Here is a 26,777-nt window from a genome sequence, read left to right as displayed (position 1 = left end):
TATCGGTTAAAGCTTACATATAATCGGTTGAAGCTTACTTATAAGCCTACAATATTTTTGATTTTCACCATAAAAACCCAACCAAATTTTTAGGTTGGACGAGAGCATTATGTATTCAGTTGAAGTTTTTCCATGGAATAAAAATTTCGAAGTTGGAGTACCGCTGATTGATGAACAACATCAAAAGTTGGTCGATTTATTGAATGTGCTGGCCGGTCACTTGGCCTATCAATCGGACATGCCCACACTGAATAATGTATTCAATGACTTGGCGGAATACGCTATTTACCATTTTCAGGCAGAAGAACGTATATGGCACACATTCTTTCCTGAAGACGCCTGGGAAACAAAGCATAAAGACGATCACAGGAGATTTCTGGCTACCGTAAACAGAATAATGGGCAGCAAAACCATCAGACCACTGGATCAGGTGATTGAGGAAATTCTGACATTTCTGACCCAATGGCTGGCTTTTCATATTCTGGATACCGACATGCGTATGGCGAAGGTGGTGTTGGCGGTGCAATCAGGCAAACCGCTAAATCAAGCTAAAAAGCAAGCCGACCAAGAAATGAGCGGGGCAATGAAAGTGCTGATCGAAACCATGCTTTCCATGTACGACGCGCTCTCTTCACGCACCATGCAGCTGGCAAAGGAAGTGGTTGAACGGGAAAAAGCAGAACAGGCAAGCCTGGATGCGCTGGATCGCCTCCAGAAAATAGCCAGCCAGGTACCTGGGCTGGTATTCCAATTTCAGTTATTTCCCGATGGCCGTTCCTGCATTCCGTACGCCAATGAGGCCATTCACGCTATCTACCGGGTTAGCCCGGAAGAAGTCAGCGAAGATGCGAGCAAGGTACTTGCTGCTTTACATCCTGATGATTTGGAAAACTTCAAGACTTCCTTTAGGATTTCGGCACAGAATCTAACGCCATGGCGTCAGGAATACCGCTTGAAGTTTAACGACGAATCTGTCTGCTGGTTGTTCGGCAATGCCCTACCGCAGCTACAGACGGATGGTTCCGTGCTTTGGCACGGCTTTATTACCGATATCACCAAGCAAAAGCAGGATGAAGTAGACCTTCGCATTGCCGCCACTGCTTTTGAATTGCAGGATGCGATGCTGGTCACCGATGCAAATAATATCATCCTCAAAGTCAATCAGGCATTTACCCGAATCACCGGCTACAGCGCCCAGGAAGCCATCGGCAGGAACCCCAACTTGCTCAGTTCAGGACTGCATGACAAGGCTTTTTATGCTGCAATGTGGGAAAACATCAATCGTACCGATGCATGGCAAGGTGAAATATGGAATCGCCGTAAAAATGGCGAGGTGTACCCTCAATGGCTTATTATCACGGCGGTGAAAGAATCCGAAGACCGGAGTAAACAAGTCAATCATTATGTCGGCTCCTTTTCCGACATTACTTCACGCAAGGCCGCCGAGGAAGAAATCAAACAGCTGGCTTTTTACGATCCGCTTACCCAACTTCCTAATCGCCGGCTGTTGCAGGAGCGATTGAAACATAGCATCGAAGTAGAACGTCGTGAGGGCAAGCAACTGGCATTACTGATGCTTGACCTGGATCGTTTTAAAGCGGTCAACGACAGTTTGGGGCATCTGGCAGGCGACGAACTGCTGCAACAAGTCGCTGTCCGTATCTCGGCAAGATTGCGCGACGTGGACATGGTAGCACGTTTGGGCGGCGATGAATTTGTCGTACTACTCGAGGACATTGCTCATCCGGAAGATGCCGCCCGGGTGGCCTCGGAAATCATCCTGGTTTTAAGCAAGGCTTTTCAGTTAACCCAAAGTAACGATGTACAGATTGGCGCCAGTATCGGTATCAGCCTGTATCCGGAACATGGCGCCAGCTATGAAATACTGATGGATCACGCCGATGCGGCGCTATATCAAGCCAAAGATGCCGGACGCGGCTGCTATGCTTATTTTTCCGAAGACCAGACGCTTGCAGCCCGCGAGCGCATTGCATTGGAGACGCGGCTGCGTCGTGCAGTTGAACAGCAGGAATTGTGCGTTTACTACCAGCCTCAGGTGGATATTGCCAGTGGACATATAGTCGGCGCAGAGGCCTTGGTGCGTTGGCAGGACCCGGTAGAAGGCTTAATTCCGCCATTGCGTTTTATCCCTATCGCCGAAGAAACGGGGCTGATTTTGGAAATCGGAGAATGGGTATTACGGGAAACCTGTAGACAAGGCCGTCTTTGGCTGGATGCAGGTTTGCCTCCGCTAACCTTGGCGGTCAACGTTTCCTCGCAACAGTTCCGCCGCGGCGATATTAGCGCTTTGGTTGCTACATGCTTAAGCGAAACTGGATTTCCGGCCGAGTATCTTGAGCTGGAAATGACTGAAAGCGGACTGATGGAAAATCAGGAGAATGTTATGGCTCTTTTGAACAAGCTACGTTCGCAGGGTATTCATCTTGCCATTGACGATTTTGGTACCGGTTTTTCGTCGCTGGCTTATCTCAAGCATTTTCCGCTGGATGTGCTGAAAATCGACAAAAGTTTTATCGATGACATTCCTCACTTGCAAGACGATACGGAAATTGCCGCCACTATTATTGCGATGGGGCATATTCTGGGCTTTAAAGTCCTGGCCGAAGGTGTTGAAACGCCGGAACAACTGGCATTTTTACGAAGAAAAAATTGCGATTTATATCAAGGATATATCAAAAGCCCACCTGTACCGGCGGAAGAGTTTGCTGTGCTGTTACGAGAGCAGAGCTTTAATTAGCAGTAGGACGGAATAAGCCTGTCCTGAGCATGTCGAAGCGGCCTGTCCTGAGCTTGTCGAAGCGGCCTGTTCAAGCGAAAGCGAAAACAGGCGTTTGGCAACACTCTCCGGTCAGGTTGCGATGTCGGTATCGCATTAACCTCGATATTACCGCCGTCCACCCAATAACGAGCCCATAATGCCTCGAATAATCTGTCTGCCTACCGTACTGCCTATGCTGCGTGCCGCACTTTTTAGCAGCGCTTCACCGACGCTTTGCCGGCCTCTTGACTGGCTGGATGTTGTTTTTTCCGGCTGTTTGATTTGCAACTCCTCAACCGCTTTGTCAGCCTGCCGTTCGGCTTTTTTCTTGAGCAATTCATAGGCCGACTCCCGATCGATTTCCTGTTCATACCGGCCGCTAAAGGGTGATCGACGCATTATTTCATCGCGTTGCTGCGGGGATATCGAGCCTAGTTGAGACTCAGGCGGACGAATAAAAATCCGTTCAACCGGTGCTGGACTGCCATCTTTATTCAGTACTGAGACCAACGCTTCACCTGTCTTCAATTCCTGAATCACGGTTTCTGTATCTAACTTTGGATTACTACGGAAAGTGCCGGCGACGCTTTTGATGACTTGTTGATCTTTCGGCGTATAAGCCCTTAAGGCATGTTGAATTTTAAGGCCCAGCTGGCCCAAAATATCTTCGGGAATATCCAGCGGACTCTGGCTGATAAAATACACGCCCACGCCCTTGGAACGAATCAATCTGACAATTTGTTCGATTTTATCCACTAATACCTTGGGGGCTTGATCAAAAAGCAAATGCGCTTCATCAAAAAACAACACTAGCTTGGGACGATCCGAATCACCGACTTCCGGTAAAGTTTCGAATAAATCGGACAGCAGCCAGAGTAGAAAAGCGGCATATAAACGCGGTGATTTTCTATTCAGCTCGGTCGCATCAAGAATGCTGATAACACCATTGCCTGAAAAATCCGTCTTACAGAAATCCCCCAGTTGTATAGCAGGTTCGCCAAAAAACATCTCGGCACCCTGTTCTTCCAGCACCAATAATTGTCTTTGTATCGCGCCAAGACTTGCATCGGAAATATTGCCGTACTCTGTTTGCAATTCTTTAGACTCATCGCCCATCCAACGCAACATGGAACGCAAATCTTTTAAATCCAGCAATAGCAGGCCATTGTCATCGGCGATTTTAAAACAGCTGTAAAGAACCCCTGTTTGCGTGTCATTCAACTCCAACAGATTGCTGAGTAACAATGGCCCCATATCTGAAATAGTGGTGCGCACCGGATGTCCCATTTTGGCAAAAATATCCCAGAAAACAGCCGGATTACCGTGATGCTGATAATTAGCGATACCAATCTGTTGAACACGCTCGGAAATTTTCTCATGCGGTTGACCCGGAACAGTAATACCGGACAGGTCGCCTTTGATATCGGCTAGAAAAACAGGAACACCTATTTTTGAAAATCCCTCTGCCAGAATTTGCAGGGTAATCGTTTTACCCGTACCGGTCGCCCCTGAAATCATTCCATGGCGATTCCCCATTGCGGCATCCATAATGACTTGGGTACCATTTTGACCACCAATTAAAATTTCCTGCATAATTAATGTCCTTTCAATGATGACAATTTGTTTTACGTAATAGCTAAGAAATATTTATCACGAACGACTGCATGGAGCAGTTGCCAAGACACGAAGAACATGGAATTTTTATTTTGGTTTTTTCTTCGTGACCTTCGCGGTGATATGCTTTAAGTGGAAACAGTTAAAGCCAGTTTACAAATATTTAACTTCCGGCTTGCCTTCAGACTCAACCAATTCACCGATAGCAAAAGCTGTCTCGCCCAGTTGGCTAAGCGTTTGAAGCGTAGCCCGCTCATCTTCGGAAGCGACACAAACTATCATGCCGATGCCGCAATTAAAGGTAGTCAGCATATCCGGCAGCGATACATTGCCTTTTTCCTGCAACCACTTGAAAATGTCTGGGAACTCCCAAGAAGTAAGGTCGATATTAGCCTGGGTCCCCAAAGGCAGCACCCTTGGCAGATTCTCTGTCAAACCGCCGCCAGTGATATGGGCCAACGCATGCACCGGCACTTTATCCAACAGCGCCAATAACGATTTAACGTAGATTCTGGTAGGTTCTAGCAAAGCTGAACCTAAGGTTGTGCCATTGAAAATATCGGTAAGCGCACAATTACTATGGGCAATGATTTTCCGGATTAATGAATAACCATTGGAATGCGGACCGGACGATGCAATGCCAATCAGCTTGTCGCCGGCTTTGACTTGACTGCCGTCAAGCACTTTGCTTTTTTCCACGATGCCGACGCAAAATCCAGCCAGATCATACTCACCGTCCGCATACATACCCGGCATTTCTGCAGTTTCGCCACCGACCAACGCCGCGCCTGCCAGTTCGCAGCCTTTACCGATGCCTTCTACGACCGATGCGGCAGTATCGACATCCAGTTTGCCGGTAGCAAAATAATCAAGGAAAAATAAAGGCTCTGCGCCCTGAACGATAATATCGTTGACGCACATCGCAACCAGGTCGATGCCGATGGTATCATGAATATCCAATTCATTGGCTAGTTTAAGCTTGGTGCCTACGCCATCGGTACCGGAAACCAGAACCGGTTGCCGATAACGATCCAATGGCAATTCAAACATGGACCCGAAACCGCCTAAACCGGCCATGACGCCTGCTGTACGTGTTCTAGTTGCAATAGGCTTGATGCGTTCAACTAATGCATTACCGGCCTCAATATCAACGCCTGCACTTTTATAATTCAAGCCTTCTTGATTTTGTTCGCTCAATGTGGTGTTCTCTTGCTAAAATTTAAACTTCCGATATTGTACAAGACATCATCGGTTTTGTCTGAAGGTTATGAATGTGTATAGATTTATCTATCGAACAGTATCGTAGCGCTTGTGTGAATATTGCGCCAAGCTGAAAATAATTAATGCGGTTTCCTGTTGCGTTCAACCGAAACTGTCAATAACAACACAGAGTCTTTTTTGAGGAGTGGATATGAATATAATAAAAATGCTTAACCCTATACTGTTTATTGTAACGTTATCATTTGCCAATACAGCTATTGCCTATGATCCCGGCTTAACAGAAGAGATTTGCAAAAAACCCCAATTTAGAGACTTCACTCTTCCGGTCTATAAAGAACCCGAAAAAACCGAGGTTCCGCCTGAATCTACATTTACCTTTCTTGTCTCGCCTTGGGCCAAGCCGGACACGATAAAACTGACCGCTAAAAATCAAATTCTTGAGTATACCGTTGAAAGCAATAGCAGTTTTCATCGGGTTAAGGCAAAGTTGCCTGCCGCTTTGAATGGCCAATATGTCAGGATCAATGTCAGCGCCAAAGCGGAATTAGGATGTACCGATAACAATGGATGGTTAATTAAGATTGCTAATAAATGACAGAGACGAAAGGCAAAAGACTAAAGGACGAGCTTAGAAGCTTAGGTTTTTCGCCTTTCGCCCTTAGCCTTTTGCCTGTTTTTCAATAAAGCACTTTATCGCTCTTTTCAGCCCATATATTAAACGGCTGCAGGGCATTCGGCAGGTTTAAATGCAGCATGGCAATGCTGCGCTGATGCGGTAAAACAGAAATTTCATCGTAAATAAAGCTGTCGTCAAAGTTGGCGGCAGCCGCATCATGTCGGCTACATGCAAAATAGACTTTTGCTAGTCTCGCCCAATAGATTGCCCCTAAACACATCGGGCAAGGTTCGCAACTGGAATAGAGGATACAGCCGTGCAGCTGGAAATCGTTCAGTTCTTTACAGGCCAGACGTATAGCCATCACTTCCGCATGAGCGGTAGGGTCGATGGTGGTGGTAACTTTGTTGCCGCTGGCCGCAATCAGCCGGTTATCTTTTACGACAATAGCCCCGTATGGACCTCCCTGCCCTGATCTGGCATTGTCTACAGCCAAATCAACGGCTTGTTGCAAAAAATCTTTGTGCATCTACAAACCTAATGGATTGTTTGGATCTACGCCATCCATAAAAGGCAGGCCTCGCTCCTGATGGGTCAATTGATATATCTTTCCCAACCAGTTGTTGAATACCGCTTTTGCAGTGTCGCTCCAGGTGTTGTCGATATGTTCGAGAATTAGATTTTCCGGAAATTCTTGCAGCCTCTGCCCGTTCTGTCTAGCTATTCTGACCTGCTGTTCATAATCGACCAAAACCTGCTGAACGGCATCATTAAAGTAGTTTTCGGGGAATGGCGGATAGTCGTCTATTTCAGCGCGATAAAAGCGCAAGACTTCCCGCTTGTATTCTTTTAACAAGCTGATGTCATCATATTCAGGATGGCCCTGAAAAAACACAATGCGAAAACCGTCCGGGCTGACGGCAAGATGCACACCGGCTTCCTTGCTGACGGCCAGGACTTTAAGCCCATGCTGTTCCATGTCGCTTTGGAATATTTCATTAAAACGGGAGTGAGGAACATCGAAACGGGTGTTGATTTCCGCGACCAATGGATGAGCCCGATTGGTTAACTTGTGCGAAAACACTCCCCAGCGCTTGGCCTGCAGGCGTGTTCGCTCAATACCGTAACAATATTGAATGACCGCATGGGTCGCAAGGCATGAACAAAGTATCGAGGTAACATTTTCCTTGGCCCAGAAAAAAACCTCGGCCAACGGTTTCCAGAAATCCTCTTCGGGCAATCGTGGATGGGTAACGTTAGCGCCGCTGATGATCAGCGCATCCAGCCCATCCCGCTTGATTTTCTCAAAGGGCTCGTAATATTTAGCAATATGAGCTTGCGCTTCCGGGCTCCTTTTTAGCCCTTCGACGGTAAAAGGATGCACATGAAATTGAACAATTTGGTTGCACGCCCCCACCAACCGGAAAAACTGTCTTTCTGTCGCTTCCAATGCCGCATCGGGCATCATATTGAGCAGGCCGATATGCATTTCCCGTATATCTTGATTACTGGCGCGTTTAGGATCTAATATTTCCTCCCCTTCTTCACGAAGACGCTGAAATGTCGGCAGATCAGTATGAGCAACTAAAGGCATAAACGGGCTCCTCCCATATCATTGCTGAGAAGCAAGGGCATCGGCGATAAGCCGGATAAAGTCATCCTCGCCTTTAACGGTGGCGACATCATTCGCGTCAACCGTATAGCCGTATTGATCGGCGATGGCTTGATAGCGGGGTAGCCTGGATTTGAATAACTCGGGAAAAACCCAGGAGACAAAGTCATCAGGCTCCATAACATCAGTGGAAGAGTGATTTTTAAGCTGCATGAATTCAGCAATTTTTTCATCAAGAAACGCTTCCCGGTAATAAAGCGGTTTGGGATCGGATTTAGCGCGCTCAATAATGGTTTGCTCCAACACCGGCGGTATTTTGATGTAAACAATCAGCGTGTTCTGCGCCAGCGTTTCCAACGTTTCCGGACTGTCCAGCTCGCAAACGCTGCCGCCGGCATCATTGACAAAATGCTTATATCCATAAATATCTACCGCTTTATAAATAAAATCCGGCACATCATTCATCGCAGCAATCTCGGCCTGATGATGCAGTTTTTGCCGGCGTTTAAACTCCTGTAAAGACAATCCCCCTAAATCAGGATTGCCGAGTTTGCCTAAAAAGCTGGAAACGGGGGCCAAGTTATCAACGGTTATCTTATTGCTGATATGAATGGAGTCGGAAAGCAACAACTCGCGCAGAAAGGGAACGCGCATGGCCTGACGTTTAATATTGTCCAGGATAGGCTCTTCCAGATATTTTGTGCCTATCCTGTAGTCGCCTGAATAATGGAACCATTTGGCTTTGGGCAATTTATTGGCCAGCGTGGTTTTTCCGGCACCGGACATTGCCAACAAGGTAATTCGTTTTGTTTTCCAGTCCAGGAATTCCTGTGGACTCATTCTCATGTGATAGTTTTCCTAATTAATCCAGGTAGTCTTCGATGTCCATGTCTTCAGGGTTGGGTCTGTGCTCGTCGGGATCGGTATAACCCAGATCATCGGTTTCCAAATCGTCAAAAGGCGCACTCCAATCTTCAGGATCCTCGATATAATCGAAAGTCGAGTTATACCAGCTGTCATGATCATATTCGCCAATATCACCGTTAAGATATTGGACTTCAATGGAATCATCGCTATCGTCAATGGCGATGACTTTAAATTTTAGATTGTTTTCTACATCCTTGTACCAACTGCCGATTATGGGGTCTGCTATGGTTGTCATGATTATTCCTCAATACTTAGCCAGAATGTTTCGATACAAAATATCTAAAAAGACATATTATTATTAACAATGCGAAAGAAAACACAAAAGTATTTTATGCTAACCGACATAAATTTAATTTGCGGATTTTTTATGTTGAAGTCAGTGTTAAAGCCTGTTATGACGATGCCGATCAGATGCATCCGGGTGTCATATTTATAAAGGAAGCACATCTTTCTTGCAAGAATTGTTGTCATAAATTCTTCATACAAGCCCCTCTGCAACAGATTGCATCAGCGTTCAAACCAAGCGTCAGGGATAACTAAAACTCCTAATGAGGGTAAGTTCTCCGGGCTCGCGTAGCGGAACCGTAATACTCTCCTGTTTTTCATTGACCGTGCCTTCCTGGGTAATGACGGTAACATGCGCCGTGGTTATGATTTGTGCGGGATCGTCGTCACTATAACCGCCGCCGTAGTAATTGATATAAACCAGATAACGGCCTTTTAAAGGTGCAGGCATCGCAAAGATTTCCGGGCCGTAACCCGTGGTGACATCCACATCCAGAGCGCCGCCATTGCCCAATACTCTATCGCCGTACCAGCCATGACCGCCATCCGGCGTTATCACATGCAAATCAAGATCCGTGTTGTCGCTGTCCCATGACAGCACCACGCGCAACCCGGCTGCTGCCTGCTCCTTGCCGTTATGCAAAAATTGCACCCGGTTTACCTCGGGGCTGTCGGGATCGCGAACTTCAACGCTGTTGCTGCCGGGCGAGAAACTATAAGGGCGTTCAAAACTGCCGTCCTGCTCAACCCGCAACGGCATTGCCACCCCGTTGACTACCAGAGTTGCCGGCCGGCCGCTGGGTTTTGCCTGAGCCGCGATGCGTCCACGAATAAGTGCCGTCTCCGCTTGATTCGCAGGAGTATTCACAGACGCCGCCGGATAAGTAACCTGCTGCGTAAAAGACGCCTTTTTATCGCTGGCTGCATGCCATCCCCCTTTGGGCACATCAATACTGACCGTAGATTCGGCAGTGGCAGGCGGCATCGCTAAAGCGGTGCATAGCGCAAGATAAACGATTCGGTGTTTCATGATTACAACTCCATTAACAAACGGCGGGCAAGATGTTCAATATAGTTTTCGTCTTGACCACTGGGATAAGCTTCAAACGCCAGATGCAGGTATTCGTGGGTGATGTCGAGGCGATCCTGCTGATTAAGTACGCTCCGGACAAAAATACGCCGGCTATTCTTGTCGACATGAGGATGACCGGCTTGCAAGCGGCATACTGAAAACAGCGTAGTTTCAACATAACCGGGCTCACGATCCAGTAGCTCACGCCAACGCGGCAATCGGCTTTTCAACCAGCTTTCAGCATCAGCCAGGACTTCGCAAGCCGAGGCAGGTCTTTGCCAACTGGCCAGGCTATTGCGCGGAAATGCCTGCCGCAGAATCGCGTCAAAACGCATGCCGCTATTTGCCTGAGCAACGGCATCGCGCCAAACCAGCCTGTTGGGGCCGGGTGTATCCAGATGATAATTAACCGCTTCTCCGGCCATCACAACATCGGCGGTCCAAACCGCAACCGCACGGGCCGACTCGGATGCAGGCCGCGGCGCTACCCGTTGGTTAGCGCTGCTGTCGTCGACCAGCAGGCATTCGCCATCGTGCGCTGCATTCTGCAACAGGTAGGACCGGGCGGTAATCGCTAAGGCTCTGGCTGCCTGTAACGGCGCTGCCGCCGCTTCGCGATCCAGTACCCGGGCGACATATTCCTCGCGCGACAGCCTAGCCCGCAACAGCGGTTTTTCCTGTAAACGCGACAGGATTATATCGCCAGCGCTTTTTATGTCGATGGTATTACCGTTGGCAAATCGAAGCGTGTATGCGCCATGCAGAATTCCTGAGTCAGGAATCCGCTTATGCGAGTCGTACACGGCATTTATCGGATAACGGGCAAACAAGTTGACCTCCACGCAGTTGTCCGGCCCTGGCTGAACAGTTGTCACCGGGAGGAAGCTATCAAGGGCGTGGCTGTACTTGGACAGAATATCGGCGCTGCTGCCCTGCCCGGCCGCCCACAGCGGCGAACCATCGTTCAACCAGCCAGCAAAGCCGCCAATACGCTGCTTGGGATCCTCATTGCGATACCAGCTCCAGGTCTTCACCCGCAAACGGCCGCCGAGATTCGTAATTAGATCCGAGTCGAGCAATACGTCCAGCAATGCAGCTCTGGCCTGTTGCTGAGCGGGCAGGTCTTTCAAGGCCTGCAACAACGCTTGCACATCCACCGTTGTTGCAGGCGCGACCGCCGATAGTTCAAGCAGGCCGGCAGGTATTGTCTTCGATTGCCAATACCGGCGCCAAGTCTGTGCGTCTATTCCAAGGCGAGCCGGCGAAAAATACAGCCCGCAAGAGCGCACCAGTGCCGTATCTCGATCAATGCGTTCGCCCTTCTGGCTGCAACAATAGACCTCTTCCTTGTCATTCCCCTGACAGGTGTAACCGGGGTCGGGTAATTTTCGGTCAACGGCATAGGCATACATGAACAGTTTCCAGGTACTGCCCAGCGGCGTTTGCAAGCTGCGCTCCAAAGGCAGGCGCTCAGCTTGGCCGTCTGCCGTAAGCCGGGCAAACTGCGTAACATTGCTGGCCCGGTTCAGTAGCGCCACTTGTAAAACATCGGGAGTCTTTGCCGCTACTGCAAACGTCTGCAATAGTGCGAACAGGATTAGGTAGTTTCTATGAAAGAACATTTTAGGACTACGCATTTTTGGTTCTATATGAATACGCATTCCTAAGTTCTATATGAAACAGAGTGCGCATATAAACCCAAGCTCTTCAACAGGCTCACCTTCGATTTTTCTGGGATGAGCTTAAAAGTAAATCCGTTCGTCCTGAGCTTGTCGAAGGATGGGCGGATTTACTTTGGGCCAAACGAGACACTTCTGCCCAGTCGCCGCGCATCATGGCTTCTTTCTTTTTGCGGCACCAGCCTTTGATTTGCCTCTCAGCTGATAAGGCTTCCTCTCGGGTGGGGTAATCTTGTGACCAGATAAGCTCTAGTGGGCGGCATGTTACTGTATAACCAGCACATTCCCCAGCCTGATGTTGACCGATGCGCATTTCAAGGTTGTCGGTGTGTCCAGTGTAATAACTACCATCGGCACAGCGAAGAATATAAGCCCAAAACATTTTTTATCCTTTATTTGTAAATCTCTCGACTTTGCTCGGAGAATCCTCTGATTTCACTCTGGGGCTTTGCCATCTTTCTCCATTCATCCCATTCGACAAGCTCATGACTGGCTTCGACAGGCTCAGGACGAACGGAGAAAGATGGCAAAGCTCTGGTGTTTCGTATCATCCGTGTTCTATTTTCCGAACATCGCCATTTACTCAACCCGCAATGTGCTATAAACAACCGGCGACTCCAGCGCGGATTTTGCCGGATCATACATATGCCGATAGCGCACCGCCGGTAAATTGAACCGGCCTTTTTGCGAAAAACGCAACAAATGCCGAATATGCAACTCGCCGCTCAAACTGTCGATAGGCACGGCATAAAGCAGTTGTCCTGTTTCATTCTGCGCCTTTTCCAACGGAGCCGCCTGTTGGCTACCGGAAGGCGTCAACTGTATGCCCCAGGTGGTGCGCTCGACATCTGCTCCTGGCGGCAGCGGTACCTCGATAATACCGTAGCGCAACGGCTTGTCGGCAGAACTCTTCAGCACAATTTCATCCAGATACAACGCATCGCCGGACACTTTACCGTCAGTTACATCCTGCCCCTGGAAATGCAGGCTTTCAGTGCCGGGCACGAGCTGTTGCAAATGGCGGATAATTTGAACCGGCGCATTGCCCGCAACAGGGGCGCTGGCGCTGGAAAAATTCAAACCGGCACGCAGCGGTTGTTTTGGGTCTTCTGTCAAGTTCAATTCAGCGGGAGGTGCCTCACCCTGCCATTGCCAGTGAGCGTTACCTATTGAGGTCGGCCTCGGTTGCCATTCGCCTTTCGGCACATAAACTTGATCCGATTCCGCTTTTGCAGCAGTTTCATATAGCCAAGTGAGCGCCAAAGCCCGCTCAAGCGTCGCCTGCTCCGGCGACAAGCGGGCAAACAGCGCACGGCTGCGCGCGCTATCCAACGGCTGGCGATACAATTTCACTGCGTCGGCAAAAACCAGACTGCTGCTATCCAGCAATGCCTGTGCCGCCGGCAAACCTGTGGCAAACGCCTCGGGCCGCGCAACGCCTTTAGCTTCAGCCAGTCTGGCTGTAATGACGCGAGCGGCAGCGAGCCCAAGCGGCGATTCCGGAGCGGCCATAACAACGCTCATGCCGTCCGTGATAGTGACCGATGAGTCCCCGTCGCCGGCTTTTGCCAGATCGTCCATCAAACCCTGCAGTAATGTCGTTACCGGCAACTGCATATGCTCGGCAAAATCGATGATCAACGCCCGTTGCAGCAGCGGCGTGTGCTGAGCTTCAGTCGCATAGACATCCTGCACCCGCTGCCAATGCTCCTGAGGCATATTCAACCCCAACGCACGGCTGGCATACCAGTCCGCATAATAAGCGTATCCGGTCAGGAATGCGTCGGCCCCGGAACTGTTGCCCCACCAAGTAAACGCCGCATTAGGTCCCGCCATCTGCACTAGGCGCAACCGGCTGTTCTTCATCATTAATTGCAAACGTTCGCGTATGCCCGGAGCCGCCTGCTGCAATTGCGGATAGGCAAGACTCAACGGCAGCAGGCGGCTGGCAGTCTGTTCGACGCAACCGTACGGGTAGTCCAGCAAATCGTCCAACGCCGAATAAAATAGAGCCGAGACAGAGCCGTTGATACGCAAATCAATATCCGTTGCATCATCGGGCAATGCCAGAGCGGTACTGCGTTGATTGATGTCCAGCACTAGCGTATGCAAATCCTGCCAGTTTGCCGCACTGGTGTTCAGGGTAACGCTGAGACTATCCTGTTCCTCCCCTGCCAGCTCCAGGCTGGTTTCCAATTTCCCCGGTTTAAAAACAATATCGTCAGGCAAGGCCAGATAATTAATGCCGGGACGCAACTCCACTGTCTTGCTTTGGGATTGCCCTTCAAGGTCTACGGACCAGTCTGCGGTAATATTTTGCTTTTGCTGGTTGAACGCCAGCAAACCGAGTGCAGGATGATCGCCCGCACGAAAACGCGTAGGCCCGGACCATTTCAGGTACAGATCCTTCTCCGAACGCACATAAGCCTTGCGCTGACCGACATGGCCTTCCGCATTAATCGCCCTGGCGGTAATGCGCCAGCGAGTCAGGGAATCGGGCACGACAAAGGTGAACTGCGCCTTACCGTCCTTGTCGGTCGTCAAATCAGGTTTCCAGGCCGCCGTATCGACATCTTCCCGGCGCGGCCGCTCAAGCAGCTTAATGTTTCTATCATTACGGTTGCTTTGCGCCGTTGCCTCCGAATGCGGAATAGCCACGTCATAACTGATAAAAGACAAACTCGCCGCGGTGCGCACATTGTTCCGTCGCGGATGATAGAAAAAATTATCGATAGTCGGCGCAATTTCCGGCTGCAACACATAAATCATTTCATCGACGACGCTGACCGTCAGTTGCGCCGATACCGGCTGATCGGCAAACCGGGTTTGCAGCTCCACGGTGACGGTATCGCCGGGTTTGTAGACCTCCTTATCGGTTTTGATCTCGACCGCTATGGTCGGCATCACCACCTTGATACCGGCATTTTGAAAGCTGTAATCGCCGTGCAAGGTATACAACGCGGACACGGTGATATTAGGCGAAAAATCGGCTTGCACGGGAATAGACAGCTGATACTGCGTGTCATTAAGACGCGTGATTTTCAACCAATCGCCGCCCTTGGACAGCAACGCGGTGGAGTGGACATTGTCGCGTTCCAAAGTCAGCAACGCATCCTGCACAGGTTCGGGAAAAGTCAGCAAAGCAACCGCAGTATCACCGACCTGATATTCCGATTTATCCATGATCATTTCAATACTGCCTGCCGCCGCTTTCATGTCAGGGCCGCTGACGGTATGACTGGTGCCGCCAACAATCAGGCCTGCCTGATCCTTCAGGTTCAGGTTATAAGTGCCGGGCTTGTCAAACTGCACGGTAAATTGCCCACTTAAATCGGCCAAATCGGCGGAGCCGCGGCTTTGATCTTCAAGACGCACCCACTCGTAACGCACCGGCTTATTAGCTGCATCGGCCTGACCGGTATAAGAAAACGTAACCGGTGAACCCAAAGCGCTAAAACGTTGCGGAGCGCTCAACTGATATTGCATCGCACCGCGCTCAATCAGGATTTCCCTGGTGTTTTTGACCCTGAATGCCGCGCCGTCGCTGGCAAAAATCGTCAACAGATACCGGCTGGGCTTTTCGGCGGCAGGCAATGTCATGTGCGCCGCGCCATGATCGTCAGTCACCAGGTTCATCGTTTGCAGCTTGACCGGAAACTGCCCCAGGTATTGCAGCTCACTGTCGACCATCGACAACTGTTGCACACGCAGGCTGATGTCGATATGCGCCCCCTTAACCGGCTTGCCGTCCGGATAAAGCAACAGCAATTGCCCTTCCACCGGCTCACCGGTCCGATAATCCGTCTTGTCCAAATTCAATGAAATCTCGAAATGAGGTTTTACATATTCGGCCACCCGAAAAGCGCTGGAATATTGTTGATTATCGTAACTGAAGCGGATTTCATAGCCTCCCGCAACAGCGTTTTGCGGCAATAAAAAGCGGGTATCCGCACCGTGCAAGGGTTCGAAATCCAGTTTCAGCGTTTGCAAGGATGCACCGGCAGCATCGACGATAGTCAGCTCAATCGGCCCGGCTTTGGGCAACTCCGATTCCCGAGCACTCTTAAAATGCCTGCCGACAATCTTAATATCAACCGCATCGCCGGGGCGATACAACGGCCGATCCGTGAACGCATACATCTTGCTGTTATATATTTCGCTGTCGTAGTAGAAATTTTCCGACACAAATACGCCGCCGTTGTTATCCTCGCCCAGCACATAACTGCGTTCGGAACTGGCATGAGACAGATGCAGAAGGCCGTTATCGTCACTCTTGCCGCTATTTAGCACGCCGACGCCGTCCGTCCAGTAGATTTGCGTATCTGCGACTGCTGCGCCGGTATTCTTGTCTGCCGTCCACACCAAAAGTTCCTTGCCGGAAATTTTGGTAACGGCAATCGTGTCCGACACAAAAACCATCGTCGTGGCGCGAAACTGTCCGGCAAAGGCTTCGGTCAGGTACAAGCCCGGTTCCAGCTTGCCGAGCGGGATATAAACATTACCTTCGGACGGCGCAATAAAATTGCTCGATGAGCCGCTAAGCGCCACACCGGCAGGTGGCTGGATCGTCTTAGCCTCACCGACCGGATAACGGAATTGGCTGACTAACGGCAAGCCGGGAATGGGGTCGAATTCAGGATGATGCTCGAATTCCGTCGGCTTGCCTATAGACTTGCCCATTTTCAAGCTCGGCGCTTCGGTCGTGACGGTCTTGCGCATTTGATAAGAAAAAACCCGTTGCATCGCACGGCGCGACTTTCGATACCAGTTATCCCATAAATATCCCAAGGTGTTGGCAAGACCTTCGCCTTTGTAATTAACTTCCGGCTGTATGCGATGCAGGTTTTTTTGTTGTTTCAAAAATTCCAACGGATTGCGGATGCGATAAACGCGAATATCGACACCGCCATAGCTTTCCAGATTAGAGCGATCCGTTGCTTCCAGACGCACCCGCGCCTCTTCGGCGCTACCAAAGCTGCTGTCCGCCAGCAGGAAAAATTTTCCGCCTGCCTGGTTGTACATGTAATCGCTGGCAGGAATCGATTCGTTAGGCTCTGCCGAAACGGCAGCAGCCATAACCAGCAACAATGAAATCAGCACACATCGAAAAAACAAAGGATTATTCATGATCTTATCTACATTTATTCTATAAAAATCATTCGTCCACGAAAAGCACGAAAATATTCAACGTTGTGAAACATCACACGAAAGATAAATGACAGAACAATACAACGTAATGATTTTTTCGTGCTTTTCGTGCTTTTCGTGGACAAACTATGTTTTTCAGGTTTATCGGGTTAAAAATTCCAGCCGATAAACGCCAATAAAATTCGGATTTTGTTCGTCAGGTATCCACCGGGTATCTTTCCAATGCATCAGCTGATTCAAAGCAACTGCCCGAAGCCCGTTATCGGTCGGCGAGCTTGATCCGGTGTGATAGGCGATAAAATACCCCATCCAAATCATCAAATGCTGATCATCGCCCTGATCGAAAAAAAGCAAATCTCCGGGTCGGGCCTGATTGACATCGCGGCCGAGAAACCGGCTGTTATGCTGAATCAACAATATCGCTTCGGCATAGGCATCGGTTTTACCGTTGCCGACATTCCATTTCTGCGCCAACTGGCGCTGGTTGGTGGTCAACGTTAATTCCGGCGGCAGGAACTCGTGGCCGATGCCGTTACTGCGCAACCATTTCGTATCGTGAATTTTTAAAGCTTCATTAGCCGCGAAACGCACCAAACCCGCACAATCCTGCTGATACCAACGAGGACTAGGCCCCTGCCGCAACTGTTCCTCAACAATACGCACGAACCAACTGCGAAAAACCTGCGACTGTTGCGCAGTCAAATGCACATCGGCAACATTATCCGCTGCAACCTGAAAACTGAGAGGCAGCAGAAAAAAACCGATCAGCCATTTTTTCACAAAGGCTTCCATTCAAGAGGCTGCCATTTCCAATCCGAATCCGCATGAAATCCTTGCGGCAGCAGTAGCAAATAGTCAGGATAAGCTTGCAAAGCACGGATTTTGGGCAGCAGATTCTTTTCAGCGGCATTGCGGAAAATGGCTTCCTGATCCGCAGGAAGGCTGTCCATCGACTCAAGTTCCAGCAAAGGCGCCAGCTTGCCAGGGGACAGGTATATCGGCATCGTCGAACCGGCAGGAACTTTTTCGGATAATGCGGGGTAATTCTTGTCTAAGGTATCCAGGGCGTGTTGCAACAATTTATCGTCCAGCGAAAACAACAGCGTGCTGCCATGGCGAGCAAAACTCACACGAAAGAAATTTTGGGATGCCAGATCCAGTGGCGGCTCCGCCTGATCCGCGCTATAAAGACCATATTTGGAGCCGACAATACGTTGCCATAATTTTCCGCTTGCCAGATCCCGGCTATCGACAGGAAAACGCCCTCCCTCAACCTTTTTTTCATAGCTGCCAATAATATCGGTAAACAAACCGGCTAATTCATTGTCCGTTTCGGGCTGCTGAACATTTGCAGCCAACTCAAGCGCAATCAGCGGCGTATGCATTCTTGAACTACCGTACCAGCACAGCGCAGCAGCGCCGGTCAGCACCGAATCAATATCGTCCAACTCGGATTTATCCGATGCAACTTTCCGGATAATATTTTCAATATTGTCCGTTTCCAGCGGCAATGCGACGCACATCCCTGCATCCGCAGGCATTGCGCGCCACAAGGCATCGACATTCAAGTTTTTATTCGTCGTCCCATTATTCACAGCCAGAAAACTATGCCAACCGGTGTTGTCCATTTCAAAGCGCAAACCTGCCAGCATCGGAAAAAATGCCTGATAACCCATCATCAAATGATCGGCATGCAGGCTGACCCGGTGTTTGACGGAACTTTGCGTTAAGCCGAAATGATCGGTAAAAAGATTATCGCCATTGAATAAATGGCCGATTAAGGTAAGCGCCGAGTCGGATAATTCAGCCTCGCCGTTTTCAGAATCGATCGCCATGGCCGGATTCGATAGCGCTATCAAATAGCCATTGTGATACGCAAACAGCAGGTTCTTGCCGCGAAGGTAGCGCAAACTGTAAAACTGTATTTTTTCCCCGTTCAGCATCATGTCTGCCGATTTTGTCAGCTGCCTATCCTCACCTGCCGCTTCGGCAATAGACTGCATGACATTCACCATCGACAGCGATGCTTGTGCCAGCAAGCCGGTTTTAATACGCAGCAGACTGTAAGTCAGCTTGCCGTCAGCACTGCGCCATAGCGCCAATTGGGCCGGCTGGCTCAACAGATCGGCGATCAGGGAGTCCTGCACGGTCAATTTGTGCTCATAGACAATCCTGCGCAAACTTCCGGCCAGCCCTAACCTGTCGGCATTGGCCTGGTAATAAAACACAAAGTCTTCGGTCAGCGTATCATGCAGCAAAGGCACGGTGAGCAAATCCTTGGGTAAATCAGCAAGCACTTCGCTTTCAATCAACGCATCGGGATGCTCAAGATCCAATGATAACTTTTCGAGCACAATTGGACTTTCCTGTGATGTTGCGAAAAAATGCCGACTTATTAACTGCCATTTCCATTCGGCGATCGTAGCTGCCAAGGCGGCAACCAACAAAACGCTTATCACCATCGCCAGACGAGGACTAAGCCATGTCCGGCCTGTCTTCTTGTCACTATTATCAGTCGGATTCATCCGCATAATCTCCCGCTTTAATGTCTAAATTTGCTTCCATGAATCATCAGTAACGAAATGTTTTAGTAACGAAATGTTTTCACCAACTGTAGCTCACCGATGGTACGCAACGGCACGATGAAATTTTCCCGTTTTTCATTGATCGTATTTTCGTTCAGCACCAGCGTAATCTGTGTCGTAATCATGTCATTGCGATTAGTCTGAGCATTGAAGTTATAACCATCCTCGGTCAGATTTCCCCAGTAATTCACGTAAACCAGATAAGTGCCGTGCACGGGCGCGGCCATAGTAAATATTTCCGGACCAGGGCCATCCACGCCATCGACATCAAGGCCGCCGCCATTGCTGAGCACCGGATTTGCAAAAAAAGCATGTTGCCCGTCGGGGGTAATAACATGTATATCGACTTCAGCTTGAGGATCGTCCCAGCCCATTATTAAGCGGATACGCGCAGGCGTTTTTTCAGCGTTGGCATCATAAAACTGCACAGACTGCAATCGTTCACCGCTCGAACTCATCAGCGCAACGCTGTTGGAACCTGAGCCGAAAGCGTAAGGACGCACGAATAGGCCATCGTCATCGGTATATAAAGGTAACGGATTGCCATTAACTACCAGTGTATGCGGCTGCCGAACGCCATTGAGGTTTTTCAGTTTGCCTTCGATGGCGATACGATGGCTTTGCGCGCCGCGGTCAATCGGCGGCACCGGATAAGCTACTCTTGCTTGATCGGAATTGTTAGTGAGGCCGTCGTAAATCCAGCCGCCGGCAGGTGCGGTCCATTCCACCGACGGCGGTTTCTCATCTGCAACACTGCACAGACTTACAACCAGCAGCAACATGGACCTGATAAATATAAGGCCTGAAACACCCACTTCTGCTAACGCCATATCTATCTATTATCAGCCTCTTTGGCATTAAAAAATTAGTGGGAATAAAATTCAATACTGCTACCTTAAATATAATGTGTCAATACTAAATCGGCGCAGCAATCCCTCTAATCAAATAGGACATTCATTGATCAATTTATTCATCTCAGCCAATAATCAACAACCAACCCTGCAAATACAGCCAAACCGAACCAATTGCTGTTTAAAAACGCTTTAAAACAAAGCGTTTTTTCCCGGTGGAAAATCAATTTTTGCTGGTAAACCGATAAGCCTGCCGCGACTAAAATACCGCCATAGTAAGGCCAGCTTGTCTGCGCCATTTGCCCGACCGTAATCAACAGGCCGAGTATGATGACCTGTAAGCCGGCCATGATTTGGCGGTCGTAAGCGCCGAATAGTATGGCCGTCGATTTAACGCCTATTTTTAAATCGTCATCCTTATCGACCATCGCATACATGGTGTCATAAACCAATGCCCATAATATAACGGCCAAATACATCACCCATGCCACCGGCGGGATGCTATTTATCTGAGCGGAAAAAGCCATCGGCACGGCCCAACCAAAAGCAATACCCAAATAAGCTTGGGGTAGTTGGGTGTAGCGCTTCATAAACGGATAACTGGCTGCTAAAAATGCGGCGATGAACGACAGCATGATGGTGTAGATATTCAGCAATAACACCAGGCCGAAAGCGCACAAACACAGCACCACAAAAACGATCAATGCTTCCTTGGGCTTAACCTTACCGGCCGCGATAGGCCGCTGTTTGGTGCGCTCTACATGCGGGTCGAAGTCGCGATCAGCGTAATCGTTAATCACGCAACCGGCGGCTCTCATCAACACCACGCCCAGGCAAATAACGGCCAACACCAGCAAATCGGGCTTGCCGTCGCTGGCAACCCACAGCGCCCATAATGCAGGCCACAATAAAATCAGGATGCCGATAGGTTTATCGAATCGTGCTAATAACCAATATTCCTTAATTCGATCCATTGCTGCGTCTATCATTGTTATTGCCTATTCCAAAGCGTGAGTTTTGTTAAAAACGCTATTATAGCTTTTTGTTGGTAACGACTCAGCAGATGCCGAGTTTTTGGGAACATTGATAACACTGCTATAACAGTATTTAGACTGAGCTTTTTATAGCTATGAACGAGTAGGGCGTGCCGTGCGCGCCTTAGGGGCCAGAAAGGCGCGCACGGCACGCCCTACGCAAACAACCCGTCCCTAACCCTCCACACCGCCGCAAAATCCAGCTTTTCCCCTGAAAAAATCAACTGCTTGCTTTGCGCACCCTGCCGTTGCTTAAGATAGGCGCTGACATTCATCCAGCGAATCACATCCTCGCCGCGCATTTCGTCATGCTGGCGAATCACTAGATACACATCCACCGGCTGGTTTTGCCAGTATTGCAAATGCCGGTCGTTTGTTACGTCAAAAATTTCCTTACCGTCGCGTTTACGGCTGCGCAAATACGAGTTGCCGCTTTTAAGCTGAACATAAATCTTCCTGCCGCTGGCTGCGCCTGTTTCCGGGTCTTTAAATTCCACTTCGCCATCGATGCCGTAATCGAACATTGTCACCGGACGAAAAATCGCATTGGCATCGGCGCAAACAGCCATCATATGCCCGATCAAGCCTTGCTCTTCCGATTGGGTATCGCGCTGTTGCCGTTCCGTTTGCTCCATAAGCAACACCTTTCGCGCCACCGGATCGGAAGCCAAGCGTTTTTCGATGTGATCCATGAACTGCACCCGCTTATCACAGCGCTGGCAGATAATAAATTTTTTGCCTAATGCTTGCCGCTCTTGCACCAAGGCCAAATTGGTCACCGGTTCACCGCAGTTGCAGACATAACGCCGCTGCCGCTGCAACTCACGACCACGTTTGGCAAGATGACGATGCACAAACTCGATAAACATCAACTTCAATTCATCAGGTACGCCGGTTTCAAAAAACACGCTGATTTTTCCAGCTCCATCGCCCAATTTCTCAAACAGCACACCGATAGTTTTACCGGTGCTGGTGGTAAATTCCGCCGCATTCTGCCACAATTCCTTTTGGTCGAAACTGCGGCTATACCACAGCCGCACCACCAGAGTGGTGTAAATCGTCTGCAACTCGCCACTGAACGTGTACGAAACAAAAATTTCCGGGTACTTCGGAATGTCGCGGTCGCGCCGGTATTGCGACGGAAAAATCAACAGCCATTGCCCGTTTTCTTCACATACCCGCATACACAACGAACTGTCCAGCAACATTTGCAGCAGGGCGCGCAGCAACAACTCTTCATCCGGGCGATGCTGCAAACGCTCCACGCCGGTAAAATCAAATTCGTCGCTAAAAACCGCCTCCTCGCTGACACAGCCGATTTCATCCCGATGGCAACGCGCAGCCCGGATCACCGCAGCAGCATAACCGTTCAACAATTCAGGACGTAGCAGCACCAAATCGCCGAACTTTAGCGGACGCAGCAAACCGTGATTCGCCAACAACGTTACGGCGGTGCGCATATTCGCTTCGGTGATAGCCTCATTCGGCAATGCTTGCTCCAAGCGTTGAGCCAGTTCGGCAAAACGCAGCAAGCGAATATCCCCATCGTCACGCAAAGCTACCAGCGCATTTTTAAGTTCCGCCAACAAACGCGGTGTCGATGTCCACGGCAGTTGATCCCAGGGAATATGTTGGGCGATCAGTTGTTTCAATGTGGAAGGCTGGTCGCCGTTCATACTGTCCGAACAATTGTCGCCACGATTAGCGCTGGTTTCCAAAAAACCGGCAAAGCCGTGTTCTTGTAAAAAACGGTCGATTTTTTGCCGACTGAGCTTCATGCCGCCCACATCCAAGCGCGTGGCAATCAACAGTTTAGCCACCTCGCGCTGAGGGTCATTGCGAGAAACAGACATCGACAAGGCTTTTAGCCAATCGCTCGCTTCGGCAAACGGGTCGTCTTTTTGCGGATTAACAAGCATCAAGGCCAGCGCGGTTTCTTCCAGATAAAGCTGGTGTATCAGCCGGTAATCTTCTTGACCGGCCAAATCCCATAGCAAAGCCTCCCGTTCAATAACTGGGCCTTCGTTTTCATTGGGCAGGTCCGAACTTTCGGCATCAGGTAAATCCAAATGCCAGACATTCATGCCGTGCGTGGATTCGGTTTTAACATAGTCATCGGCGATCAAGCGATGCGCCAGCGTGGTTTTGCCTACGCCGCTTTCGCCGATTAGTACCACTTTGGCGTTACTGTAGCGACGAGCGGGTTCGGCAACGGTAATTGCTTTTAGCTTGTTGAGGCTATAAATGTAAATTAGCCCTTGGTATGTACCCACCACCAGACGTGAACCATCGGGGCTAAAGGCGACAGAAGTGGGGAATAAATTTTTATTGTATTTAATCACCTGTAAACAATCACCCGACTTTAAATCCCAAAGCCGAACCGTCTTATCCTCTAATCCGGTAGAGACGATGATACGGTCATCTGGGGAGAGGGCGACGGACATAACTGCACTCTGATGCCCCTCCAAGCTCGCCACGCAACTAGCCGTTGCCAAGCTCCAAATTTTGACGGTTTTATCTTCAGACCCCGAAACTGCAAACATTTGGTCGGCAGTCATTTGCACGGAATACACGATATCAGAATGACCCTTCAAACTTGCCAAACATTCAGCGGCATCCAAATCCCAGAGTGTCAGTTTGCCGCTATCACCACCGATAACAGCGCGTGTACCGCTGGCATTAGCAGCAGCGGTCCAGATGGTTTGTTCGGTTTTAATGGTTTTTAGACATGCACCCGTTTGTATGTTCCATAGCTTAATGGATTTATCATCATTTGTTGCGCCGGAAAGTAGCCTTTTACCATCGGTCAATGCAACAACGGGATCCACAGTACCAGAATGTCCGCTAAGAATATGCTTAATGCGCCCAGTCGGCCGATCCCAAATACGGATAGTCTTATCATCTGATGAGGAAACAATACTGTTACCATCGGTCGTAAAGTCTACGCAGTTTACATCCTCCGTATGTCCTTTTAGCGTTGTCAGATATACACCTCCATTCATAGACCATAACTTCACCGTCTCATCTTTAGAGCAAGATGCCAGCCACTCTCCCTTCGGGCTGACTGCCACACTGTAAATCCAGCTTGCGTGTGCCTTAAACTTTCGTTTTAACACTGCAAGAAGTTCCACCGGTGGCTGGTCTTTGTTATCAGCTTGTAGGCCCTGAACTGTTGAAGACTGCGATATGTCAGTAATTGCCGGACTTTCTTGGTCGGCTACACGACAAGCCTCCACCAGCTCCAAAAATGCTCCCTCCACCTCCTGCCGAAAATCCACATACTTGAAACGCCGCAAACTGTCGGGCAACTTGCAATCGTCCAGCAGCAGCGGAATAAACCGCCGCCCGACGTTGGACGGGTCGCGAAACAACACCGTGCTGCGCTCCATCCTCACCCAATCCGAAGCCAAGGCGTGTTCCGACAAACACAAAACCAGCACCCGCGCCGATTCAAGCCCATGTTCGACAGCCAGATAAATATCGTCGCCCGGCTTAATCGCCCATTCATCAAACCAAACCCGGAAACCCTCAGCCCGCAAGCGTTCCGCCAAGCTTCGCACTCGTTGTTTATCATTAACATTGTGGCTCAAGAAAATATCGAAAGAAAAAGCTGTGCTCATGTGCATCCTGTCCAGCCGTTGTCCGGGCTTTTTTGATAAAAATGGCGGACATGATACTTTCGCCGCTAGGTTTTGTCCTAGCTTTTATGCTGAGCTACACTGGGATTTGCGCGATATTCCGGCGCGCACGGCGCGCCCTACCTGTTTCATGGCTGGCAGGTTGATTCCGTAGGGCGTGCCATGCGCGCCTTTTCGTGATGTGGATATTTCTATATTTTGCTATCTTGGCGCGCGCGGCGCGCCCTACGAGGTTGTTATGTCTCATTATCGACGGGTTTATGTGCCGGGCGGATTATATTTTTTCACGGTGAAGACTTTCCGCAATCAACACTTTCTGACCGATGACGATGTCCGGGCGGCGTTGCGAGAGGGGATTGAATTTACCCGGCAAAGCAAGCATTTCGACATTGTTGCCTGGGTGCTGTTGCCCAATCATATACATTGCATTTGGCGCTTACCGCCGGGCGATGCGGATTTTTCCGCTCGCTGGAGCATGATTAAACGAACCGTTACGCAGAATTGCGGGGAACGCTTGAATCGTCCGGAATGGCAGAGCGCGCGGCTACGCCAAAGACAGCAAGGCACGCTCTGGCAACATCGCTACTGGGATCATTTGATCCGTGATGAGGACGATTTCAACCGGCACATGGATTATATTCACTGGAACCCGGTTAAGCATGGGTTTGCGGTCAAGGTCGCGGATTGGCCGTATTCGAGTTTCCACCGACTGGTGCGTAACGGGTGGTATGCTGAAAATTGGGGGAAAGATATTGCCTTAGACGATAATTACGAATTCGGCGAATAAAGGCGCGCATGGCACGCCCTACGTTGTGGTTTATTTGTCACGTGTATTCCCAAGGATTCAAGATTTCAACGCCCGTCTGCTTAAAATCATTGGTATTTCTAGTAACCACCGTCATACCGTGAACCAACGCGGTAGCCGCAATAATGGCGTCTCGATCCGAACGAGGATCAGGAACGTGAAGCTTCGCGCAACAGAGCGCGACGGCGGTATCGATGACCAGAATGCGCTCGGAAAATGCCGGTAACACATGGGCGTTAAGCCAGGAACGGAGCACTGCGCCTTGTTGCGGATCCCGTCGTTCGACTAAAAGCAAGCCTGTTTCGATCTCTAAAATGCTAATCACCGATAAAAACAGGCTTGTTGCCGGAACGCTATTAGCCCACGACACTACGTTTTTATCCGCTTTATCCGATTTCGCTTTCCTCAATTCAGAAACGACATTTGTATCAAGCAAATACATGACCATTATGACAAATCCGCCGGTCTATAAAGCTCTTTGTTTAAGCGAGACGGTTCAAAGTCAATGTCGGCAGCATCGGGCATTGCAAGCAATTCGACAATGCTTTCCTTTTGCTGGGTGATTTTTTGATAGTCTTCGATAGTCAATAAAACATGCGACGGCTGACCCCGGTCAGTGATAAACACAGGGCCATTAACAGCAGCCCGTTTTATCCTGCTGACATCTTGATTAAATTCTCTGCTGGAAACGGTTGTGATACTCATAATAAAACCTCGCCATAAAAATATTGTAGTCATGTTGCTACATAAATCTATTTATAGCAATTAAAATAATTTGTAGTCAAGAAAGCAGAGCGGCGTTTGCTACTGTATCTTGCCATTTTTTACCCTTGCTCCCAATCTCCGCAAAGTGTGAATTTTTTAAAAATGCTATCATAAGGTTTTGTTTGTAACGGCTCAGCAGATACGGA

20 protein-coding genes are annotated in these 26,777 nt (G+C 49.5%); 3 read left to right on the top strand and 17 right to left on the bottom strand.

The features are described 5' to 3' along the window. Positions 1–109 precede the first annotated feature (109 nt). Positions 110–2,758 (top strand): bacteriohemerythrin, encoded by a 2,649-nt coding sequence (locus EPO18_RS19940; protein ID WP_292436545.1) that lies wholly within the window; start codon positions 110–112, stop codon positions 2,756–2,758. A gap of 147 nt (positions 2,759–2,905) precedes the next feature. On the opposite strand, the gene EPO18_RS19935 is transcribed toward EPO18_RS19940, so the two are convergent. Next, positions 2,906–4,372 (bottom strand): helicase HerA-like domain-containing protein, encoded by a 1,467-nt coding sequence (locus tag EPO18_RS19935; RefSeq protein WP_292436543.1) that lies wholly within the window; start codon positions 4,370–4,372, stop codon positions 2,906–2,908. Between the two features lie 174 nt (positions 4,373–4,546). Next, entirely contained in the window at positions 4,547–5,590 is a 1,044-nt protein-coding gene (gene purM / locus EPO18_RS19930; RefSeq protein WP_292436541.1) for a phosphoribosylformylglycinamidine cyclo-ligase, read from the bottom strand. A gap of 214 nt (positions 5,591–5,804) precedes the next feature. Here purM and EPO18_RS19925 point away from each other — a divergent pair, with 214 nt between their 5' ends. Beyond that, positions 5,805–6,209, top strand: coding sequence for a hypothetical protein (locus tag EPO18_RS19925; RefSeq protein WP_292436540.1), 405 nt, complete (start codon positions 5,805–5,807; stop codon positions 6,207–6,209). Between the two features lie 82 nt (positions 6,210–6,291). Here the strand turns inward: EPO18_RS19925 and EPO18_RS19920 are convergent, their stop codons facing one another. From EPO18_RS19920 to EPO18_RS19860, 13 genes are all read right to left on the bottom strand, one after another. After that, the gene (locus tag EPO18_RS19920) at positions 6,292–6,759 is read right to left on the bottom strand and encodes a nucleoside deaminase (protein WP_292436538.1); all 468 of its coding nucleotides are present in this window, start codon (positions 6,757–6,759) and stop codon (positions 6,292–6,294) included. After that, on the bottom strand, positions 6,760–7,824 hold the full coding sequence (gene metA, locus EPO18_RS19915) for a homoserine O-succinyltransferase MetA (protein ID WP_292436536.1): 1,065 nt from the start codon (positions 7,822–7,824) through the stop codon (positions 6,760–6,762). A gap of 18 nt (positions 7,825–7,842) precedes the next feature. Then, positions 7,843–8,688 (bottom strand): ATPase, encoded by an 846-nt coding sequence (locus tag EPO18_RS19910; RefSeq protein ID WP_292436534.1) that lies wholly within the window; start codon positions 8,686–8,688, stop codon positions 7,843–7,845. 16 nt (positions 8,689–8,704) lie between these two features. After that, positions 8,705–9,004 (bottom strand): DUF6763 family protein, encoded by a 300-nt coding sequence (locus tag EPO18_RS19905; protein ID WP_292436532.1) that lies wholly within the window; start codon positions 9,002–9,004, stop codon positions 8,705–8,707. Positions 9,005–9,295: 291 nt separating this feature from the next. Beyond that, positions 9,296–10,084, bottom strand: coding sequence for a YfaP family protein (locus tag EPO18_RS19900; protein WP_292436529.1), 789 nt, complete (start codon positions 10,082–10,084; stop codon positions 9,296–9,298). Between the two features lie 2 nt (positions 10,085–10,086). After that, on the bottom strand, positions 10,087–11,763 hold the full coding sequence (locus tag EPO18_RS19895) for a DUF2300 domain-containing protein (RefSeq protein ID WP_292436526.1): 1,677 nt from the start codon (positions 11,761–11,763) through the stop codon (positions 10,087–10,089). 79 nt (positions 11,764–11,842) lie between these two features. Further along, positions 11,843–12,187 (bottom strand): GIY-YIG nuclease family protein, encoded by a 345-nt coding sequence (locus tag EPO18_RS19890; protein WP_292436524.1) that lies wholly within the window; start codon positions 12,185–12,187, stop codon positions 11,843–11,845. Positions 12,188–12,384: 197 nt separating this feature from the next. Beyond that, positions 12,385–16,932, bottom strand: a complete 4,548-nt coding sequence (locus tag EPO18_RS19885; RefSeq protein ID WP_292436522.1) for an alpha-2-macroglobulin family protein — start codon at positions 16,930–16,932, stop codon at positions 12,385–12,387. A gap of 162 nt (positions 16,933–17,094) precedes the next feature. Next, positions 17,095–17,733 carry a DUF1175 domain-containing protein gene (locus tag EPO18_RS19880; RefSeq protein ID WP_292436520.1) on the bottom strand — a complete coding sequence of 213 codons (639 nt, stop codon included), beginning with the start codon at positions 17,731–17,733 and terminating at the stop codon, positions 17,095–17,097. Continuing rightward, a complete protein-coding gene (locus EPO18_RS19875) occupies positions 17,730–19,478 on the bottom strand; it encodes a DUF2138 family protein (protein ID WP_292436517.1) in 1,749 nt (582 codons plus the stop codon). Before EPO18_RS19875 ends, EPO18_RS19880 begins: the two co-directional genes overlap by 4 nt. Before the next feature lie 62 nt (positions 19,479–19,540). Further along, complete coding sequence (locus EPO18_RS19870) at positions 19,541–20,368, bottom strand: YfaP family protein (protein WP_292436514.1); 828 nt, start codon at positions 20,366–20,368, stop codon at positions 19,541–19,543. A gap of 140 nt (positions 20,369–20,508) precedes the next feature. After that, positions 20,509–21,378: a 4-hydroxybenzoate octaprenyltransferase gene (gene ubiA, locus EPO18_RS19865; RefSeq protein ID WP_292436512.1), complete on the bottom strand. Its 870-nt coding sequence runs from the start codon at positions 21,376–21,378 to the stop codon at positions 20,509–20,511. A 200-nt stretch (positions 21,379–21,578) separates the two neighbouring features. Then, complete coding sequence (locus tag EPO18_RS19860) at positions 21,579–25,043, bottom strand: TIR domain-containing protein (protein WP_292436510.1); 3,465 nt, start codon at positions 25,041–25,043, stop codon at positions 21,579–21,581. Between the two features lie 256 nt (positions 25,044–25,299). Between EPO18_RS19860 and EPO18_RS19855 the strand changes: the two genes are divergently transcribed. Next, positions 25,300–25,848: an REP-associated tyrosine transposase gene (locus EPO18_RS19855; RefSeq protein ID WP_292436508.1), complete on the top strand. Its 549-nt coding sequence runs from the start codon at positions 25,300–25,302 to the stop codon at positions 25,846–25,848. A 37-nt stretch (positions 25,849–25,885) separates the two neighbouring features. On the opposite strand, the gene EPO18_RS19850 is transcribed toward EPO18_RS19855, so the two are convergent. Then, positions 25,886–26,314, bottom strand: a complete 429-nt coding sequence (locus EPO18_RS19850; protein WP_292436505.1) for a type II toxin-antitoxin system VapC family toxin — start codon at positions 26,312–26,314, stop codon at positions 25,886–25,888. Beyond that, a complete protein-coding gene (locus EPO18_RS19845) occupies positions 26,314–26,571 on the bottom strand; it encodes a type II toxin-antitoxin system Phd/YefM family antitoxin (RefSeq protein ID WP_292436503.1) in 258 nt (85 codons plus the stop codon). The genes EPO18_RS19850 and EPO18_RS19845 overlap by 1 nt, the downstream gene beginning before the upstream one ends. Positions 26,572–26,777 lie beyond the last annotated feature (206 nt).

The organism is Methylobacter sp., assembly GCF_004322395.1.
In the GTDB taxonomy this organism is placed as follows: Bacteria; Pseudomonadota; Gammaproteobacteria; order Methylococcales; family Methylomonadaceae; genus Methylobacter_A.
The sequence above is the reverse complement of the archived record's forward strand: the minus strand, read 5'-3'. Positions and strand labels throughout refer to the sequence as shown.

Bases quoted from the DNA above. Each gene is read 5' to 3' on its own strand.
- EPO18_RS19940 (WP_292436545.1), top strand. From the start codon at position 110: ATGTATTCAGTTGAAGTTTTTCCATGGAATAAAAATTTCGAAGTTGGA.
- EPO18_RS19935 (WP_292436543.1), bottom strand. From the start codon at position 4,372: ATGCAGGAAATTTTAATTGGTGGTCAAAATGGTACCCAAGTCATTATG.
- EPO18_RS19925 (WP_292436540.1), top strand. From the start codon at position 5,805: ATGAATATAATAAAAATGCTTAACCCTATACTGTTTATTGTAACGTTA.
- EPO18_RS19920 (WP_292436538.1), bottom strand. From the start codon at position 6,759: ATGCACAAAGATTTTTTGCAACAAGCCGTTGATTTGGCTGTAGACAAT.
- metA (WP_292436536.1), bottom strand. From the start codon at position 7,824: ATGCCTTTAGTTGCTCATACTGATCTGCCGACATTTCAGCGTCTTCGT.
- EPO18_RS19910 (WP_292436534.1), bottom strand. From the start codon at position 8,688: ATGAGAATGAGTCCACAGGAATTCCTGGACTGGAAAACAAAACGAATT.
- EPO18_RS19905 (WP_292436532.1), bottom strand. From the start codon at position 9,004: ATGACAACCATAGCAGACCCCATAATCGGCAGTTGGTACAAGGATGTA.
- EPO18_RS19900 (WP_292436529.1), bottom strand. From the start codon at position 10,084: ATGAAACACCGAATCGTTTATCTTGCGCTATGCACCGCTTTAGCGATG.
- EPO18_RS19895 (WP_292436526.1), bottom strand. From the start codon at position 11,763: ATGCGTAGTCCTAAAATGTTCTTTCATAGAAACTACCTAATCCTGTTC.
- EPO18_RS19890 (WP_292436524.1), bottom strand. From the start codon at position 12,187: ATGTTTTGGGCTTATATTCTTCGCTGTGCCGATGGTAGTTATTACACT.
- EPO18_RS19885 (WP_292436522.1), bottom strand. From the start codon at position 16,932: ATGAATAATCCTTTGTTTTTTCGATGTGTGCTGATTTCATTGTTGCTG.
- EPO18_RS19875 (WP_292436517.1), bottom strand. From the start codon at position 19,478: ATGAATCCGACTGATAATAGTGACAAGAAGACAGGCCGGACATGGCTT.
- EPO18_RS19870 (WP_292436514.1), bottom strand. From the start codon at position 20,368: ATGGCGTTAGCAGAAGTGGGTGTTTCAGGCCTTATATTTATCAGGTCC.
- ubiA (WP_292436512.1), bottom strand. From the start codon at position 21,378: ATGATAGACGCAGCAATGGATCGAATTAAGGAATATTGGTTATTAGCA.
- EPO18_RS19860 (WP_292436510.1), bottom strand. From the start codon at position 25,043: ATGAGCACAGCTTTTTCTTTCGATATTTTCTTGAGCCACAATGTTAAT.
- EPO18_RS19855 (WP_292436508.1), top strand. From the start codon at position 25,300: ATGTCTCATTATCGACGGGTTTATGTGCCGGGCGGATTATATTTTTTC.
- EPO18_RS19850 (WP_292436505.1), bottom strand. From the start codon at position 26,314: ATGGTCATGTATTTGCTTGATACAAATGTCGTTTCTGAATTGAGGAAA.
- EPO18_RS19845 (WP_292436503.1), bottom strand. From the start codon at position 26,571: ATGAGTATCACAACCGTTTCCAGCAGAGAATTTAATCAAGATGTCAGC.